17 protein-coding genes are annotated in these 18,209 nt (G+C 72.2%); 10 read left to right on the top strand and 7 right to left on the bottom strand.

Features of this window, described 5'->3' with window-relative positions:
• The first annotated feature begins 96 nt into the window (after positions 1-96).
• The 3 genes from VFZ92_RS30425 (at position 97) to VFZ92_RS30415 (ending at position 4,349) form a co-directional block, all read left to right on the top strand.
• A complete protein-coding gene (locus VFZ92_RS30425; protein ID WP_330879515.1) occupies positions 97-1,920 on the top strand; it encodes an NACHT domain-containing protein in 1,824 nt (607 codons plus the stop codon).
• 1,230 nt (positions 1,921-3,150) lie between these two features.
• Positions 3,151-3,480 carry a PadR family transcriptional regulator gene (locus VFZ92_RS30420; protein WP_330879514.1) on the top strand — a complete coding sequence of 110 codons (330 nt, stop codon included), beginning with the start codon at positions 3,151-3,153 and terminating at the stop codon, positions 3,478-3,480.
• On the top strand, positions 3,477-4,349 hold the full coding sequence (locus VFZ92_RS30415) for a hypothetical protein (RefSeq protein WP_330879513.1): 873 nt from the start codon (positions 3,477-3,479) through the stop codon (positions 4,347-4,349). Before VFZ92_RS30420 ends, VFZ92_RS30415 begins: the two co-directional genes overlap by 4 nt.
• Here VFZ92_RS30415 and VFZ92_RS30410 read toward each other — a convergent pair.
• Positions 4,339-5,748, bottom strand: coding sequence for an MFS transporter (locus tag VFZ92_RS30410; protein ID WP_330879512.1), 1,410 nt, complete (start codon positions 5,746-5,748; stop codon positions 4,339-4,341). The two genes, VFZ92_RS30415 and VFZ92_RS30410, sit on opposite strands and share 11 nt — an antisense overlap.
• A 76-nt stretch (positions 5,749-5,824) precedes the next feature.
• Positions 5,825-6,601, bottom strand: a complete 777-nt coding sequence (locus tag VFZ92_RS30405) for a glycerophosphodiester phosphodiesterase family protein (protein WP_330879511.1) — start codon at positions 6,599-6,601, stop codon at positions 5,825-5,827.
• Between the two features lie 68 nt (positions 6,602-6,669).
• Between VFZ92_RS30405 and VFZ92_RS30400 the strand changes: the two genes are divergently transcribed.
• From VFZ92_RS30400 to VFZ92_RS30390, 3 genes are all read left to right on the top strand, one after another.
• The gene (locus tag VFZ92_RS30400; protein ID WP_330879510.1) at positions 6,670-7,044 is read left to right on the top strand and encodes a hypothetical protein; all 375 of its coding nucleotides are present in this window, start codon (positions 6,670-6,672) and stop codon (positions 7,042-7,044) included.
• Positions 7,045-7,111: 67 nt separating this feature from the next.
• The gene (locus VFZ92_RS30395) at positions 7,112-9,130 is read left to right on the top strand and encodes a putative bifunctional diguanylate cyclase/phosphodiesterase (protein ID WP_330879509.1); all 2,019 of its coding nucleotides are present in this window, start codon (positions 7,112-7,114) and stop codon (positions 9,128-9,130) included.
• Positions 9,131-9,193: 63 nt separating this feature from the next.
• Positions 9,194-9,883 carry a hypothetical protein gene (locus VFZ92_RS30390; RefSeq protein WP_330879508.1) on the top strand — a complete coding sequence of 230 codons (690 nt, stop codon included), beginning with the start codon at positions 9,194-9,196 and terminating at the stop codon, positions 9,881-9,883.
• Positions 9,884-9,887: 4 nt separating this feature from the next.
• On the opposite strand, the gene VFZ92_RS30385 is transcribed toward VFZ92_RS30390, so the two are convergent.
• Positions 9,888-10,349: a PPOX class F420-dependent oxidoreductase gene (locus VFZ92_RS30385; protein ID WP_330879507.1), complete on the bottom strand. Its 462-nt coding sequence runs from the start codon at positions 10,347-10,349 to the stop codon at positions 9,888-9,890.
• Between the two features lie 98 nt (positions 10,350-10,447).
• On the opposite strand from VFZ92_RS30385, the gene VFZ92_RS30380 reads away from it, so the two are divergent.
• From VFZ92_RS30380 to VFZ92_RS30365, 4 genes are all read left to right on the top strand, one after another.
• A complete protein-coding gene (locus tag VFZ92_RS30380; protein ID WP_330879506.1) occupies positions 10,448-10,738 on the top strand; it encodes a hypothetical protein in 291 nt (96 codons plus the stop codon).
• Entirely contained in the window at positions 10,735-11,148 is a 414-nt protein-coding gene (locus tag VFZ92_RS30375) for a hypothetical protein (protein WP_330879505.1), read from the top strand. The genes VFZ92_RS30380 and VFZ92_RS30375 overlap by 4 nt, the downstream gene beginning before the upstream one ends.
• 50 nt (positions 11,149-11,198) lie before the next feature.
• A complete protein-coding gene (locus VFZ92_RS30370; protein ID WP_330879504.1) occupies positions 11,199-12,038 on the top strand; it encodes an alpha/beta hydrolase in 840 nt (279 codons plus the stop codon).
• A 136-nt stretch (positions 12,039-12,174) separates the two neighbouring features.
• Complete coding sequence (locus tag VFZ92_RS30365; RefSeq protein WP_330879503.1) at positions 12,175-14,310, top strand: choice-of-anchor P family protein; 2,136 nt, start codon at positions 12,175-12,177, stop codon at positions 14,308-14,310.
• Positions 14,311-14,355: 45 nt separating this feature from the next.
• Here the strand turns inward: VFZ92_RS30365 and VFZ92_RS30360 are convergent, their stop codons facing one another.
• Genes VFZ92_RS30360 through VFZ92_RS30345 form a run of 4 tightly spaced genes read right to left on the bottom strand, consistent with a single transcriptional unit; the run spans position 14,356 to position 17,787 of the window.
• The gene (locus VFZ92_RS30360) at positions 14,356-14,910 is read right to left on the bottom strand and encodes a GrpB family protein (protein ID WP_330879502.1); all 555 of its coding nucleotides are present in this window, start codon (positions 14,908-14,910) and stop codon (positions 14,356-14,358) included.
• A 33-nt stretch (positions 14,911-14,943) separates the two neighbouring features.
• Complete coding sequence (gene ligD, locus VFZ92_RS30355; protein WP_330879501.1) at positions 14,944-15,855, bottom strand: non-homologous end-joining DNA ligase; 912 nt, start codon at positions 15,853-15,855, stop codon at positions 14,944-14,946.
• Positions 15,848-16,945, bottom strand: coding sequence for a DNA polymerase ligase N-terminal domain-containing protein (locus tag VFZ92_RS30350; protein WP_330879500.1), 1,098 nt, complete (start codon positions 16,943-16,945; stop codon positions 15,848-15,850). Before VFZ92_RS30350 ends, ligD begins: the two co-directional genes overlap by 8 nt.
• Positions 16,945-17,787, bottom strand: a complete 843-nt coding sequence (locus tag VFZ92_RS30345; RefSeq protein WP_330879499.1) for a Ku protein — start codon at positions 17,785-17,787, stop codon at positions 16,945-16,947. Before VFZ92_RS30345 ends, VFZ92_RS30350 begins: the two co-directional genes overlap by 1 nt.
• Positions 17,788-18,209: the final 422 nt, after the last annotated feature.

Raw genomic sequence — 18,209 nt, 5'->3', positions numbered from 1 at the left:
ACCGAGGCGCACCACCTCTCCCACCGGCGTGGAATCCGGAGAGTGGCGGTCCGGCACCGCCCGTAACGGGTGTCGGCGGTCCTCCGATGACCAGGCATGGCCGCTGGCGCTGATCTGACGACCCTGCCGCTGTCGTACGGGGCGGTGGCGCTGCTCCTGGTGGCAGCGCTGATCTGGGCGGCCAAGCAGTACCTGGGCGAGTTCTTCAAGAAGTCCGGCGCCAGCGCCTTCGACCGGTCCAGGCGTCCGCTGTCGCGTGGCGCGAAGTTCCGCAGGCGGCTGGTCCGGCGCTACGCGGACGCGGTGGAACAGGACTTCACCCGGCACCCGGTCGGATTCGTCGCCGACCAGGTGATCGACATCAACGAGACGTACGTCCCGTTGCAGTACGAACTGGACGGTGAGCGCCGGGACGTCTACGACAACATCCGGGAGAACCCCTGCACGGTGGTGATCGGTCCCGCGGGCGCGGGCAAGTCGCTGCTGCTGAAGAGCTCGATGCTCACCTGGGCGAAGCGGGTGCGCGGCGGCCGGTCCGAGCGGGTTCCGGTCCTGATCGAGTTGCACCGGTGCAACGGCACCAGCGACTCCCTGGTCGACCTGATCGTCGCGGAGCTGGCGAGGGCGCGGGTGGACAGGTCGCGCGGCGGCGGGCGGATCCGCGAACTGGTCCAGCAGGCCCTGGACGACGGTGCCCTGTCCCTGCTGTTCGACGGCTTGGACGAGGTGGGGCGCGCGGACCAGGAACGGGTGTTCGCGGCGCTGCGGGACTTCGCCAGGGAGTACGGCGACTGCCAGTTCGTCGTGACCTGCCGCGACGTGGTCTACCAGGGGCAGCCGCTGGGGCCGCGGTTCTCCCACGTCGTGCGGGTGGCGGAGTTCGACGACGCGGGTGTGATCAGGTTCCTCGGGAGCTGGCGCGGGCTGGGCGACGCGACCGCGAGGGCCGAGATCTTCGGCAGCCTCCGCAAGAACCCGGCGCTCATGCGCCTGGCCCGCAGCCCGCTGCTGCTGACGATGATCGCGTACCTGCACACCGAGGTGTTCACCAAGACGGGCAGGAGGCTGCCCACCTCGCGGCCCGCGTTCTACCAGGAGGCCATCACCCACCTGCTCGGTCGGGACGCCGACCTCGGCCGTGCCAGGTCCCTGACGGTGTACGAGGTCGGGGAGAAGCTCGCGGTGCTGCAGAAGGTCGCCCTGACGTCCATGGAGTCCACGGGGACGTCGGTCGACCGCCTGACGATCTCCAGGATGACCTTGGAGACGACCACGAAGGCGCTGCTGCCCGACCTGAACCTGGACGACTCCCACATCAAGCCCCTGCTCGACGAGATCGTCGACCGCAGCCAACTGCTCGTCGCGGTGGACAAGCGCAAGGCGCACTACGTGTTCCGCCACCTGACGCTGCAGGAGTACCTCGCGGCCACGGAGCTGGCCGACAGCCCCGACAGCCTGCTGGAGCGGTACCTCGCCGATCCGCTCGCGTGGCGGGAGACGGTGAAGCTGTGGTGCGGCGCGAGCAACAGGGACAGCACCAAGGTGATCGCGGAGATCTTCGGCTCGCCCGAGGCGCACCACAAGATCCTGGCGCTGGAGTGCCTGTCGGAGGCCAAGCGGGTGGACGGCGACTTCGCCACGGCGATCGTGAACCACTTCCTGCGGCAGCTCGGTGTCGTGTGTCGTGGGTCCGGACCGCGCGGCCGTCGTCGCCGCGTTGGGTTCGGTCGCCGCCGACAGCAGACCGCGCGGACAGGAGGTGCTCCGGCGGCTCGCGAGCCTCGCGCTGTCCGACGGCCCGGCCAAGGTCGACGCCATGCAGGCGCTGTCGGCGTCCGGGAGGCCGGAGGCGGCGCTCGCCCTCGCCCCGCAGGCCGACGCGGATGCCGACGGCCGGGCGGCACTGCGCGGGATGGGTGAACTGGCGCTGACCGTTCTCACCGCACGGGCGGCGGAGGGTTTCCTCTGGGCGGTGGACGACCTGGCCGTGGTGGGCACACCCGCCGCGGCCACGGCGCTGGTCGACCTGCTCTGGGCCGACGGCCGAGCGGCCACCCGCGCCGCGTGGCGGTTGGCGGAACTGATCCGGAACCCCGATGTGGAGGAGCAGTTGCGCCGCGCCTCACCAGCGGTGACCGACGTGGAGGCCGAGGCGTGGATGTGGCAGCCGTTCACGCGGCGCAAGGACGATCCCCTGCTGCTGATCGGAGGCAGGATCGGTCGGCTCCTGAGGGATTCCGACGTCGACGCCATTCCCCCCGACACCTCCGTGATCGATCCCAGGCTCGCCATCCCCGTTGCCCTGGACGCCGTGCGCGGGCAGAAGTTCTCCGACGATCGAGCCATGAAGGAGGTCAAGGAGCGGATCCCCAGGGCGAGTCGCACCAACGACTACTCGGTCAGGGTCTACCTCAAGGGCGTCTTCGCCACCGCCGCGACCGAGTCCGAACCCGATGACCAGGTGGCCGCGCTGCTGGATTCGCTGTCCCGCGGGTGCGGGCTGTCGTCGGTGCAACTCCGTCTGCTCGGACTCCTCAGCTGGCCCGCGCGGGCGGCGGTCTACGGCGAGGTGCTGAGCCAGAGCGGGAACACGACGTCCAGCCTGGTGCGCAACGACGACTGGCTCACCGTGTTCGAGCCGCGGCGGGGAACACGTCACCTGTGGTCGATGACGAGCGGGGTACTGGGGTTCACGGGGCTCGTGTCCGCGTTCGCGGGGCTCTACGGCTCCTTTCTGCTCCTGACCCGCGGCTGGGAGCTGATGCCGACCTGGGTCGGCTACGTGAACGTGTGCAGCGTCGCGTTCATCGCGGCGGTGGTCCTGTACATCTACAAGGAATCCATCAACGAGTCGTTCGGGCTCCTCTTCGCCCTGGGTGGCCTGGTGACGACCACGTCGCTGGTGATCACGGGAGTCGCGTTCTGGTGGGAGAGGCTGTCCTGGCCGGGGATCGCCGGGGTCGTGGGGGTCAACGCGCTGGCGGTCCTGTCCTGGTTCCTGGCGCACCGGCGTGACCGCGTCAACGACAACCCCTTCCGCCGCTGCCTGGAGGCCGACGCGTCACGTCTCGACGATCGGACGTCGGTGATCGCGAGCTGACCCGTGCTGACGCTTGCCGGCATATACCGCTTTCCGATATAACTCGTTACATGAGTGCTCGGGTGATGACGGAGCAGACCTTCCTGGTGCTGACCGCGCTCGCGGAGGAGCCGCTGCACGGCTACGCGATAGTCCAGGCCGTCGACGCGCTGTCGGAGGGCCGGATGAAACTGCGGGTCGGCACGCTCTACGGGGTGCTGGACCGCCTGGTCGCCGACGGGTTCGCCGAACGCGACCGCGAGGAGGTCCACCAGGGCCGTCTCCGCCGCTACTACCGGCTCACCGACAGCGGCGTGCGCGCCCTCTCGGCCGAGGTGGCCCGGCTCTCGGCGAACGTGCGGGCGGCGTCGCTCGTGCTCAGGACCAGGGGAGCGCTGTGACCAACCTGGAGAACCGCTACCGCGCGCTGCTGCGGCTGCTGCCGCCGTGGTACCGGGCCGAGCGCGAGGAGGAGATGGTCGGCCTGTTCCTCGCCGACCGCACCGACGACCTCGACCTGGAGCACGGCTGGCCGGGCTGGGGCGAGACCGGCGCGACGATCGCCCTCGCCGTGCGGACCCGGTTCGCCGCGTCCGGCGCCCCCGCGCGGGCGGTCGCCGCGGGCGACGTCGTGCGGCTGGTCGCGCTGGTCGGCGCGCTCGTGCTGGGCGCCTACGCGGCGCAGGGTCTGCTGCTGTCCCCGATACCCGCGGGCGGCCCCGTGCCGCTGGCCGACCTCGCCGCGCTGGCGGGCTCGGTCGCGGTGGTCACCGGGTTCCGCGGGGTGGCGAAGGCGCTGTTCACCGCCCTGTCCGTGCTCGCCCTGGTGCGGCTGGTCCTGGAGTGGACCGGCCCGACGACGCCGCTGGACCTGTTCTGGCAGGTGCCGCTGTGGCTGACCACGCTCGCCCTCGTCACGGGCTTCCACCGCGACGTCCCCACCCCCGCGCTCGGCCGGTGGCGGTGGGCGCTGGCCGGGGCCGCGGTGGTCTCCGGGGCGGCGCTGGTCCACCCCTACTCCCCCTACCCGGTGACCACGATCGCGGTGGTCCCCGCGGCGGTGGTCGGCGCAGGCCTGCTGCGCCGCCGCTCCCCGGTCGCGGCCACCGCCCTCGGCGTGTGGATCGCGGCGCTGCTGCCGATCGAACTGGTGTACGCGGACCACCCCGGCGTCGCGGCCGTCGCGGCGGTGATGGTCGCCGCCGCGACCGCCCTGCTGGTCGTCGGCCTGCGCGGGCTCCGACGACCAGCACCACCCGTCACACCTTGACCGGCACCGGGTTCCCGGACGCCTCGATCGCGCGCCGCACCGGCACGAAGATCATCAGCACGAACCCGACCACGAAGAACACCACCAGCGAGATGATCGCCAGCCGGAACGACCCGGTCGCCTGGCCGACACCGGCGAACACCAGCGGGCCGAGCCACGACGTGGAGCGCTCGCCGATCTCGTAGAGCGAGAAGTACTGGGCCTCGCGGCCGGGCGGCACCATCTGGCTGAACAGCGACCGCGACAGGGCGTTCGTGCCGCCCAGCACGAGACCGATGCCGACCGCGAGCCCGTAGAACTGGAACTGCTGCCCGGCCTGCACGAAGTACGCGAAACCGATCACCACGATCCACACCAGCAGGCTGATCTGGATGGTGCGCTTGGCGCCCCACCGCTTCGCGCCCCACCCGTGCAGCACACCGCCGAAGAACGCGACGAACTGGACGATCAGGATCGTGGAGATCAGCACCGTCTCGTCGAGCTTCAGCTCGTCGCGCCCGTACTGCGCCGACACCCCGGCCACGGTGGAGATGCCGTCGGTGTAGATCAGGTAGGTGAACAGGAACGCGAGCGTCAGCGGGAACAGCCGCGCCGACTTGAACGTCTGCCCGAGTTCCTTGAACCCCGCCACGATGATCCCGGCGCCGTGCTCACCGCCGTGCGGGGCCTGGTGGCGGCGCAGCCGCGACAGCGGGATGAGCGTGAACCCCGCCCACCACAACCCGGACAGCACGAACGCGAACCGCACCGCCGTCGCCTCGCTGATGCCGACCGCGTCGTGCCCGATGAACAGCGCCAGCTGGATCGCCAGCGCGATCCCGCCCCCGAGGTACCCGAACGCCCACCCGCGCGCCGACACCGCGTCGCGCTCGTCGGGTGTCGCGATCTCGGGGAGGAACGAGTAGTAGACGACGACCGACGAACCCCAGCAGATGTTGGAGAGGATGAACAGGACCACCCCCAGCGACCAGTCCGAGCCGCCGACGAACCCGAGCGCCGCCGTCGCGAGCGACCCGGCGAACGCGAACCCGCCCAGCATCCGCCGCTTGTTCTGCGTCCGGTCGGCGATGGCGCCCATCACCGGCAGCACCAGCACCTGCACGACCGTCGCGATCGACAGCAGGTAGCCCCACAGCGAGCCCGCCGGGAAGTGCACGCCGAACGCCGAGATGTCGCACTGCTGCAACGAGCTGTCCGCGCACGCGTTCGGGCCGTTGCGCGCGGTGTCCGCCTGCGCCTCGACCTTCGCCACGGCGGTCAGGTAACCCGAGAGGAACACCGTCCCCACCGACGTGGGGAACACCGAGTTCGCCCAGTCGTACCAGCACCAGCCGCGCTGCTCGCGAAGCCGTTCCGGTGCGGTCCCCGCGCTCTCGGGGCTGCTGTCCACCACGCTCATGACGGCGGACTGTACTGGTCGGGTGAACCGATGATCGACGGTTACCCCAAGCTGTTGTCAATCGGCCACCTCGGCGTCAGGAACCCGCCCACACCTCCCGCGCCCGCAGCACGTCGCGCAGCACGTCCGGCCGGTCGGTGACCAGCCCGTCGACGCCCAGGTCCAGCAGCCGCGCCATCTCCTCCCGGTCGTCGACCGTCCACACGTGCACCTCGGAGCCGCGCAGGTGCGCGGCCCGCACGAACCGCCGGTCCACCACCCGGAGCCTGCCGCGCGCCGCGGGCACCTGGGCCAGCACCCCCCGCACGGCCAGCCCCGCCACCGGCACCCGGCCCGCCATCCACAGCGCCCCCACCGACCTCGGACCCATCGACGTGAGCAGCCGGGGCCCGCCCAGCCGCCGCAGCCGCGCCAGCCGGGTGTCGGAGAACGACGCCAGGCACACCCGCCCCATCGCCCCGGACCGCCGCAGCACCGCCAGCACCGGCTCCACCGCCGAGTCGGCCTTCACGTCGATGTTGAACAACGCCTCCGGCAGCTCCTCCAGCAGATCCGCCAACCGGGTGATCTTCTCGCGACCGCCGATCATCGCCCTCCCCACCGACGACCACGGCTGCTCCGCGACCGCCCCGCTCCGGTCGGTCGTGCGGTCCAGCGTCCGGTCGTGGTGCACCACCACCACGCCGTCGGACGTGGCGTGCACGTCGGTCTCCAGGTAGCGGTACCCCTCGGTGGCCGCGCGGCGGAACCCGGACAGGGAGTTCTCCATGCCCGAGAGGTCGTCGAGGTGCCACCCGCGGTGGGCGTACGCCCTCGGGTGCGGCCCGTCCAGGTACGGATGCGTGTCGCTCACGGCAAGCAGTGTGCCTTGGCGGCGTGGCGCTGGAGCGAACGGCGGGTGGCGGGATACCGTCGCGCGCCATGGAACTGGTGACCGAGGCCGAGGGCGCCGTCGCCGTGATCGGCCAACGCCGCGAGGTCGCCCGGCATTGCGCCTGGTGCGGTCGGCGACTGCCCGACCACGGCCGGATAGGCCGCCCCCGCCGCTACTGCGCCCAACCGTGCAGGCAGCGCGCCTACGAACGGCGCGCGGCCGTGCAGCGCGGAGGGCTGCCCGAGGACGCCGTGGTGCTCTCCAGCACCGAGCTGGCCGACCTCCAGGACAGGTTGTTCCAGCTCAGGTGTGCCGCGGAGGACATCATGACGGCGGCGGAGGACGGTGCGGGCGGCGACGAGCTGCGCGGCCTCGCCGCGGGCGTGGTGGACGCCGCACGAGGTCTGGAGCGGTTGCGCTGAACGGTAGCGGCTTGCCCACGGACCGTGATCTCCACCATCATGTCGCGCGGGTGGCGAGGAGGACTGCGTGACCAGCAACAGCGCCTTGTACCGCGAGGTGCTCGACCGGGCGAACGTCGGCTACGGCGTCACCGACCCGCGTGGAACGCTGCGCTGGGCCAACCCGGCACTGGCGGGGCTGCTCGGCGTCGCACTGGAGCACGTCGTGGGCCGTTCGCTGCCCGCGCTGCTGCCGGGCACGCCCGAGCGCCCGAGGTCCGGGCTGACCCTGCTCACGCCCAGCACGTGCGACCAGGGCCACCGGTGGCTGGAGGTCTCGTGCAGGCGCATCTCGCCCGACGAGCTGCTCTACCAGATGGTGGACGTCTCGGCGTGGCGCGACCGCGAGCTGGAGGCGACCCACGAGGCCGACGCGCTGCGCCGCGCCCAGGTGCTGGGGCGGATGGGCACGTGGGAGTGGCACATCGCCGAGGACCGGATCGTGTGGTCGGACACGCTCCTGGAGATGTGGAACATGCCCAAGGGCACGCAGATGGACTTCCAGGGGTACACCGAGCTGGTGCACCCCGAGGACCTGCCGATGATCCAGGCGGTCCTCCAGGAGGCGATGCGGACCGGCGCGGGCTTCAACTTCACCCACCGCATGACCCACCCCGACCTCGACACCGGCCTGGTCGTGGAGCGCGTGTTCGAGTGCTTCGGCGAGATCGTGCACGACGAGCACGGCGTCCCCGTGCGGGCGCTGGGCACCGCCCACGACATCACCACCGCCCGCCGGGTGCACGACGAGCTGCTGCTGATGGCCGAGCAGGACCCGCTGACGGGCCTGTCGAACCGGCGCGCGATCACCCGCGAGCTGGAGCGGCAGCTCGCGACCGGCGGCGACGGCGCCCTGCTGCTGCTGGACCTGGACAACTTCAAGGACGTCAACGACCTGCGCGGGCACGCCGTCGGCGACCGGCTGATGCGGTCGCTGGCCGTGGCGCTGCGCTCGCGGCTGGAGGAGCCGCAGCTCATCGGCAGGCTCGGCGGCGACGAGTTCGCGGTCGTGCTGCCCGGCCTGGCCGGCCCGGAGGCCGAGGTGGTCGCGCACCGGCTGCGCGACGCGGTGTCGGCGCTGCCGCTGGTCGGGGTCGCCCCGAACTCCCGCATCACGGTCAGCACCGGCGTCGCCACCTACACCTCGGGCGATGCCTGGGAGCTGGTGCTCGCCAACGCGGACCTCGCGCTCTACGCGTCGAAGGCCGCGGGCCGCAACCGCGTCACCGTCTACGAGCCCGGCCACTACGCCGACACCGTGAAGCGGGTCTCGGTGATGGACCGGCTGCGCACCGCGCTGGAGACCGGCGGTCTCGCCCTGCACGCGATGCCGATGGTGCAGCTCGTGTCGGGCAAGGTGCTCGGCCACGAGATCCTGCTGCGCCTGGAGGACGGCCAGGAGCCGTACCTGGGCCCGGCGGAGTTCCTGCCCGAGGCCGAGCGGTCCAACCTCGTGCACGACATCGACCGGTGGGTGCTCAACCGCGCGATCGACACCCTCGTGCGGCACCCCGACCCCGATCTGCGGTTCAACGTCAACGTGTCGGGCCGGACCCTGGAGGACGAGGACTTCGCCGGGTTCGTGCTCGACCGGCTCGCCGGAGCGGGGGTGGCGCCCGGCAGGCTCGGGCTGGAGATCACCGAGACCGCCGCCGTCACCAACCTGGACGCGGCCCGCTCGCTCGCGCTGAAGCTGCGCGGGTACGGCTGCCGCATCACCCTGGACGACTTCGGCTCCGGTTTCGGGTCGTTCGTGCACCTCAAGCACCTGCCGATCACCGGGATCAAGATCGACGGCGAGTTCGTGCGCGGCATCGACGAGCACAGCACCGATGCCGTTCTGGTATCCGGGATCGTGGAGATCGCCCGAGGCCTCGGACTGTCCGCCGTCGCCGAGTGGGTCGAGCGCCCCACCCAGGTGGAAGCGCTGGTCAGACTGGGTGTCCGGGTGGGCCAGGGATTCCACCTCGGCAAGCCCCGACCGCTCGCCGAGGTGCTCGCGGACCGCGCGGTAGGGCCGAATGGAGCATTGAAGTCGGCTCGGTGAGCCGCACATGATGGGCCCGTTCGGGGATTCTCACTGGTTCTCACTCATGAACGGACCCACCACGTGCTGTTGTCCCACCCGGCCCGAGGGCTGCGTCGGATCGAACTGACGACCGACGCTCCCGAGCCGACCGCCGACTTCTTCTCCCAGCTCCTGGGCTGGGCGGTGCTACCCGAACCCGGTGACGTGTTCGGCGGCTGGGTGGGTGACCGCCTCGCCGTCCGCATCAGTCCGGGGGAGCCGAACGGGTGGCGGCTGGTGTTCGCGGGCCTGCCCGTTCGGGCAGTGGACCCCGGCGTGTCGGTCGACCGCGGGCGCGTGCTGCACGGACCGTGGGCGCCCGAACCACGACCGGGGGAGCCGTGCTGGGTGGAGCTGCTCGGCGTCGCCGACGCCGACGAGCGCTACGCGGACGAGCTGGGCTGGCACGTCCGCGACCCCGAGGAGCCCTTCAGCCTCTTCGAGGCCGAGTTCGACGGCCACCGCAGACCCGTGGCGGGCAGGCTGACCGCCGACACCGGCCTGGCCGCGGGCTGGACGGTGTACTTCTCCGTCCCCGACGTCGCCGCGGCGGTGGCGTCGGCGACCGACCTCGGCGGCAGCGTCGTCGTGGCACCCCGCGAGGTCCCGACCGGGCTGGTCGCGTCGATCGCCGACCCCTCGGGCGCGGTCGTGGCGCTCCTCCAGGACCCGGTCGGGTGGGGCGGGACGTGGGCGCACGTCCCGGAGCCGACCGACTCCGGGACGGCGTAGGCCCTCAGTCCGCCAGTTCGGGCGGGAACCCGCCGGTGGCGATCGGACCCCACCGTTCGATCGTCACCCGGATGAGGCTCTTGCCCTGCCGCACCATCGCCGCCCGGTACTCGTCCCAGTCGGGGTGCTCCCCGGCGATGCAGCGGAAGTACTCCACCAGCGGCTCGACCGAGTCCGGCAGGTCCAGCACCTCCGCGCGCCCGTCGACCTGCACGTAGGGGCCGTCCCAGTCGTCGGACAGCACGCACACCGTGACGCGGTCGTCGCGGCGGGCGTTGCGGGACTTCGCCCGCCGCGGGTAGGTGGACACGACGATCCGGCCCTCCCGGTCGACGCCGCACGCCACCGGCGACACCTGGGGGCGTCCGTCGGAGCGGGCGGTGATGAGCAGGCCGCGGTGGCGCGGCCGGAGGAAGTCGAGCAGGTGTTCCCGCTCGACGACGTCAGCGGTGGCGATCTTCGGCATGGCCACCAGCCTAGGGACCGGCACCCGCGGACGCCGGTCGCGCCACCCGCCCCCGCGGAGACGTTCCGCACCGTGACCAGGCCGGCTATGATCGGACCATGACCGCCTCGGCCTTCGCGGACCGCTCACCCGCCGACCAGTACCTGGTCCAGCGGATCTCGGCGCGCGACGGGGTCGACGCCACTCTGCTGGCCGCGCTGCCGCCGCACGAGCTCGACCGGCTCCTGCCCGGCGCTCGCACGGCCTTCGAGCACCGCGAGCAGGTGGCCCACGCCGTGCTCACCCACCGGGGCATCGACCCGACCACGCCCGAGTACCAGGCCGCCGACACGCTGGCCCGAGCCATCCTGGCCAGGGTGGACCACCCCGGCTCGGACCACGCCGCGTGACCCTGCCCCGCGCGCTGCTGCTCGACTCGTCCTTCCTGGCGGCCTACGAACGCGAGCTCAACCCCCGCCTGGCCCAGGCCGTGGTGGTGCAGGCGATCACGAGCGGGCGCCTGCTGATCGTCCCCGCCCTGTCGCTGCTGGTCGCGGGCACCGAGCTGAACGGCCACCACCCCGACCTGTCCTGGTTGCTCAACGACCCCGCGGGCCCCGTGCAGGCCCTCGCGCTGTCCACGACCAACGCGCTGGAGATCGGCGAACAGGCCGCCCTGGCAGGCTCGACGGACCTGGCGGGCCTGGAGGTGGCGCAGATCGTGGTGGAGGCCGCGGGCAGCCCCACCGCCGTCATGACCTACCAGCCGAAGCTGTACGAGGGCTCCGCCGTGCAGGTCATGGACATGCGTCCCCAGTAGCGCTCCCTCCGAGTCGCTCGTCCGGCGGCCCGGTGCGCGAAGATGACCCGGTGCCCCGATTCACCTCCTACGACGGCACCCGCCTCGCCTACCACGAGCGGGGTTCCGGTGAGCCGCTGCTGTGCCTGCCCGGCGGCGCGGGCCGCGCCGCGGCCTACCTGGGCGACCTCGGAGGGCTCTCGGCGCACCGACGGCTCGTGCTGCTGGACAACCGGGGGACCGGCGACTCCGAGGCCCCCGCCGACCCGGCGACCTACCGGCGCGACCGGCTCGCCCACGACGTCGAGGCGCTGCGCCGCCACCTCGACCTCGCCCGGATCGACCTGCTGGGCCACTCCGCGGGCGCCGGGATCGCCATGTCCTACGCCACCGACCACCCCGACCGGCTGCGCCGCCTGGTGCTGCTCAGCCCCGCGCTGCGCGCCGTCGACCTCACGCCCACCGCCGAGGACTGGGCCCGCCACCTGGGCTCCCGCGCCCACGAGCCGTGGTTCCCGGCCGCGTCCGCCGCGCTCGACCTGCTGAACGCGGGCGGCGCGGGCCACGACGAGCGCGTCACCGCGGCCCCGCTGTTCTACGGCCGCTGGGACGACACCGCCAGGGCCCACGCCGAGGCCGAACGGGGCCAGCGCTCGCTCCCGGCCCTGCGCGGCTACTGGGCGTCCGGCGCGTTCACCCCCGGCGTCACCCGCCGCGCGCTGGTGGGGCTGGACGTCCCCGTGCTCGTCTACACCGCCGACCGCGACCCGGTCTCCCCGCCCCACCGGTGCGCCGAGCTCGCCGAGCTGATCCCGACCGCGACCCTCACCGTGCAGCGGGGCGGCGGGCACTTCCCGTGGCTCGACGACCCCCGCCACCTGGTCGCCGAGATCGCCGGTTTCCTGGGCTGAACGGGTGGTTCCCGCGGTGCCCCACGCCTGGCGCCACCTGATGTGAGGATCACTCCGTATTCGATCGCGATCCTGCTTCTCCTTCCATGGTGGTCACCCGACCGGTGATCGCCACTACTGGAAGTGAGAACCGAACATGAGACCCAGGCACTCCGCGGTCGCAGTGCTCACGGCGTTCACCCTCGTGGTGTCCGCCGGGCAGGCGTTCGCCGTCGACGGCAACCTGCCCGGCGGCACCGGCATCTCCGTCGCCATCACCACCCCCGCCGACGGCACCGTCTTACCGCCCGGCCCGGTGACCGTCACCGGCACCGCCTCCATCGGCCAGGGCCAGCCCGTCGCCAACACCTCGATCACCTACGTCCTGGACGTCTCCGGCAGCACGTCGGCGGGCGTGGCCGCGGGCTGCGGGGGAGACCAGAACGGCGACGGCGCGCCCAACCAGATCCTCGACTGCGAGGTCGCCGCGGCCCGCGCCCTCAACGCCCAGGCCGTCGGGCTCGGCACCGTCGCCCAGGTCGGCGCCGCGGTGTTCGGCAGCGCGGGCGCGACCGCCGACGTCGCCCCCGCCGCCGGTGACCAGCTCACCACCACCCCGGGCGCCGACACCAACGCCAACGGCACCCGCGACGTCGAGGAGGTCCTCGCCTCGGCCAACAACAACCCCGGCGGCCTCGGGCTCTTCACCGCCCGCGCCCCCGGCAGCGGCTCCACCAACTTCGCCGACGGCATCACCAAGTCCACCACCGTCGCCACCGCGTCCACCACGCCGCGCAAGCTGGTCGTGTTCCTCTCCGACGGCATGAACAACGGCCCCGCCATCGCCGGACCGCTGGGCGCGGTCCCCGCCGACCTCGACTACTTCACCTTCGCCGTCGGCACCGGCTCCTCCTGCGGCAGCGGCGCCAACACCCTCCAGCAGATCGCCGACGCCACCGGCGGCACCTGCACCAACGTCCCCGACGTCGCCCAGCTGCCCGCGATCCTGCCCGGCGTCATCTCCTCCACGCTGACCGCGCTCACCCTGCGCGTCGACGGCGGTGCCCCGATCGCCGTCACCTCCACCACCCCGGCCCTGCCCCAGAACGGCCCGGCCGCCGTCACCTACACCGTCGACACCCCGGCGCTGGCCGCGGGCACCCACGAGCTGTGCGTCACCGCCGCTGGCACCGACGGCGGCGGGAACGGCGACGTCACCGACTGCACCACCATCACCGTCAACGCCCCGCCGGTCGTCACCCCCGGCGGCCCCTACGCGGGCCAGGAGGGCACCGGCGTCAGCCTCGCGGGCACCGTCACCGACCCCGACGGCCCCGGCCTCACCACCGCCTGGAGCATCGCCCCCGCCTCCGGCGTCGATCCGGGAGCCACCTGCGCCTTCGGTGACGCCACCCAGCAGAACACCACCGTCACCTGCACCGACGACGGCGTCTACACCGTCACCCTCACCGCGAACGACGGCGTCAACGCCCCCGTCGCGCAGAACGCCACCCTCACCCTCACCAACGTCGCCCCCGCCGTCACCATCACCGCCCCCGCCACCGGCGTCACGGTCACCCGCGGCACCCCGGTGGCGTTCACCGCGCCCTTCACCGACATCGCCACCAACGACACCCACACCTGCACCGTCGACTTCGCCGACGGCACCCCCGTCGTCGCGGGCACCGTCTCCCAGGCCCCCGGCTCCGGCACCTGCTCCACCAGCCACGCGTTCACCGCGCTCGGCGTCCACAACGTGCTGGTGACCATCACCGACGACGACGGCGCGGCGGCCACCGCCACCGTCAAGGTCGTCACCTACCTGCGCGGCGAGGCCTTCGCGCTGGCGGCCACCGGCCTCATCACCGTCGCCAAGACCCCGCACGCCACCTGCCCGCCCAACCAGGACAAGACCACCGCCACCCTCACCGTGCTCGGCCTCGCCACCGTCCAGGCCCTGCACGCCGACTGCACCCTCGACCCGGTGACCGGCACCACCACCGCCAACGCCACGGTCGACGGCGCCACCCTCCTCGGCGGCGCGATCACCATCAGCATGATCGAGAGCCACTGCACCTCCGGCGCGAGCGGCATCACCGGCTCGTCCACGGTCGGCACCATCAACGGCACCCCGATCGGCTCCGGCTCCGGCTCGCTGGGCATCCCCGGCGTCGCCCAGGTCTTCTACAACGAGACGACCACGACCCCGTCCGGCCAGCTCGTGCAGAACGCCGTCCGCGTGAGGACGCTGCTGGGCCAGGAGATCATCCTGTCCGGCTGCCGACTCGGCTGACCCCACGTGGTGGGGAGCCCCGCGCGGGGCTCCCCACCACCACGGCTAGGCCCTCGCCCCGATCGCGGTCACCACCGACGTCTTCGCGTCCGCGTACTCCTGCACGTAGGTCCACGTCCGCGCCGCCAGCTCCCGCTTCGTCCGCTCGTAGAGCTCCCGGTCCTCCGGCACGGCCCGCAGCCGGTCCCGGAACCGCACCATCTTGGCGATCTCCGGGCAGTCCGCCGAGTACACGTGCAGGTTGACGTCCGTGTCCGGCCCCTTGAACAGCCGGTGCTCGTACTCGGCCTCCCGGATGCGCAGCACGTACCCCGCCGCCTCCAGCGGCGGCACGTACGCCGCCTCGTCCGTCGAGTCCGGCACCCCCAGCACCACGTCCACGATCGGCTTCGCCGCCAACCCCGGCACCGACGTCGACCCCACGTGCTCCAGCACCACGGCCACCGGCCCCAGCGCCCCGCGGATCCGCGCCTCCTCCCGCTCGAACAGCCCCGGCCACGCCGGGTCGTACTCCACCAGCGTCACCGTCGAGTTCAGCTTCGGCACCTCGCGCACGAACGCACGCGCCAACCGCTCTTCCATGCTCTCGGACACGACCATCCCCTCCTGAAGGCAGTCGGCCAGGATAACCCCTCAGCCGGGCAGCCGTCGCGGGTCGTCGGGCAGGTCCGCGAACAGGTCACCCCCGTGCGTCACCCGCTCCAGCACGTCCTCCGCCGTGAACACCAGCTCCTCCGGCCGCGCGCACGCCCCCACCTCGTCCCACGACACCGGCGTCGACACCGACGGCACCGCCCGCGCCCGCAGCGAGTACGCCGCCACCGTCGTCTTCGCCGGGTTGTTCTGCGACCAGTCGATCAGCACCTTCCCCGGCCGCGCCGCCTTCGCCATCGTCGACACCACCAGCTCCGGGTGCGCCTCCGCGAGCCGCACCGCCACCCCCTTGGCGTAGACCGCCGTCCGCTCCGGCGAGGACACCTCCACCGGCGCGTACAGCTGCATCCCCTTCGACCCGCTCGTCTTCGCGAACACCGCCAGCCCGTCGCGCTCCAGCTCCACCCGCACCAGCTCCGCCACCCGGCAGCACTCCACCACCGTCGCGGGCGCCCCCGGATCCAGGTCGAACACCAGCAGGTCGGGGGAGCGCTTCCCACCCCGCGGACCCACCGTCCACTGCGGGACGTGCAGCTCCAGCGCCGCCAGGTTCGCCACCCACACCAGCGTCGGCAGGTCCTCCACCACCACGAAGTCCGCGTACTCGTTGCCCTTCACGCTGCCCGGCGTCGCGATCCGCACCGTCCTCACCCACTCCGGCGCGTGCCGCGGCACGTTCTTCTCGAAGAACGACGGCCCGTCCACCCCGTCCGGGTACCGCCGCAACGTCGCCGGGCGCCCCGCCAGCCGCGGCAGCAGCACCGGCGCCACCCGCGAGTAGTAGTCGATCACCTCGGCCTTGGTGAACCCCGTCTCCCGGTACAGCACCTTGCCCAGGTTCGACAGCTTCAGCAGCCGCCCCTCCACCCGCACCGCCGTCGTCTCACCCACGCCGCCGCCCCTCCACCGCGACCCGCACCCACGCCGCGGACCGCACACCGGGGGAGTAGACCGAATCCGACCGCTTCGCCACCACCCCGCCCAACCCCTGCTCACCGCTCGCCGCCAGCACCGCCTCACCGCCACCCCGGAACGCGGGCGGTGTCAGCCACGACGGCCCGCTCACCCCCAGCTCCTCCAGCAGCACCCGCCGGTCCTCGTGCGGCAGCTCCAGCGTCGACCGCCCCTCCAGGTGCAGCAGGTCGAACGCCAGGAAGGTCACCGGCGCCGCCTTCGCCGCCCGCCGAGCCCGCGCCGCCGTCGCCGCCTCCGTCCGCCGCCGCAACGCCGACGCGCTCGGCCTCCCACCGTCGAACGCCACCACCACCCCGTCCAGCACGGCCTGCGTCATCCCCAACCGCGCCCCCAACCCCTGCAACTCCGGGAACGACGACGTCACGTCCTCGCCCCGACCGTCCGCCACCACCACCCGCCCACCCTCGACCCGCACCACCACCCGCACGCCGTCCCACGCGAACTCGTAGGACCACCCACCGTCCTGCTCGGCCGGCGGCAACACCCCGTCGGTCGCCAGCATCGGCCGCAGGTCCGCCGGCAACGACACCCAGTCCGGCCGCGCCGCCACGTGCCGCCGCCGCACCATCCAGTCGCGACCCGACGACCCGTCCCGCCGGAAGAACACGAACTCGCCGTCGACCCGCTCCCCGTGCAGCACCACGTCGACCTCGCGGTCCGACCACTTCACCGTCTCGTAGCGACCGCGGTCCCACAGGAACATCTCCCCGCCGCCGTACTCGCCCTTCGGGATCACCCCCGAGAACCCCGCGTACTCCAGGGGGTGGTCCTCGGTGTGCACCGCCAACCGGATCACCCCCGGCTCCGGCGGCAGTCCCTTCGGCACCGCCCACGACACCAGCACCCCGTCGCGCTCCAGCCGCACGTCCCAGTGCAGCGACGACGCGTGGTGCTCCTGGATCACGAACGTGTCGTCGGCGCCGTGGGGGAGCACCGCCGGATCCGGCACCGGCTCGGGCGTGCGACCGGGATCCCGCTTGCGCCGGTACTCCGAGAGGTCGGCCATCAAGCGGAACTGGCCTTCTTCTCCGCCGAGGCCTTCTTCCCGGCCTTGGCCGACTTCGCGGGCCCGCCCCGCGCCGACTTGGCCGCCTCCACGCTCCGCTCCAGCGCCGTCATCAGGTCGATCACCTCACCGGCCTCCTCGGCCTCCCCGGCGACGGGCAGCGCCACCCCCTCGGCCTTGGCCGTGATCAGCTTCTCCATCGCGTCCCGGTAGTCGTCGGTGAACTCCTCCTCCTCGAACGACCCCGCCATGCTCTCCACCAGCGACGACGCCATCCGCAACTCCTGGGGCCGCACCTCGACGCCACTTCCCAGGAAGTCGAACTCCGGCCGCCGGATCTCGTCCGGCCACAACATCGTGTGCAGCACCAGCACGTCGTCCCGCGCCCGCAACGTCGCCAACGTCTGCCGCTGACGAATCGTGATCTTCACGACCGCCAACCGCTCAGCGTCCTCCAACGCCGTCCGCAACAGCACGTACGGCCGCACCGCGGCCTTGTCCGGCTCCAGGTAGTACGACTTCTGGAAGTAGATCGGGTCGATCTCCTCCACCGGCACGAACTCCAACACCTGGATCGACCGGTCCGTCTCGATCGGCAAGGTCTCGAAGTCCTCACCGTCCAACACCACGACCCGCCCGTCCTCCAACTCGTAGCCCTTCGCGATGTCCGCGAAAGCCACCTCCTCACCGCACGCGGAACAGACCCGCTTGTACCGAATCCGCCCCCCGTCCTCCCGGTGCATCTGGTGGAACCGAAAATCGTGCTCCTCGGTGGCCGAGAACAGCCGAACCCCGATCGTGACCAGCCCGAAGGACACAGCACCACGCCAGACCGACCTCATGCCAAATTGCTACCCCCGACATGCCCAAACCGCATCCCGGCATCACCCACACGGACTAACGGCAGCAGAAAACGCTGCTCACTGCTCACTGCTCACTGCTCACTGCTCGGTGGCCTGGCTACTGACCTGGCATTGATCTGGCCGCTCGCCGGGTCAGTGGTCACTGGTCGGTGACCTGCCCCTGACCCGCCACCGACCCCTCCCGACCCATCACCGATCCATCATCGACCCGCCCCGGCCCGCCGCTGGTCGGGTCAGTGGTGTGGTGTGGTGGTGTGGCTGGTTGTGGTGGTGATCACCCTGTCAAGGGTGTCGTGGTGGAGACGAACGCGAGTACCTCGATCACCCGTTCACCGGTGGGCGGCGGGTCGAGGTCCTCGGGTTCGAGCAGCACCACACGCCCGTCCTCGAGCCGGTACCCC

Origin of the sequence: Umezawaea sp. (assembly GCF_036375055.1) — a bacterium.
Lineage (GTDB): Bacteria > Actinomycetota > Actinomycetes > Mycobacteriales > Pseudonocardiaceae > Umezawaea.
The sequence above is the reverse complement of the archived record's forward strand: the minus strand, read 5'-3'. Positions and strand labels throughout refer to the sequence as shown.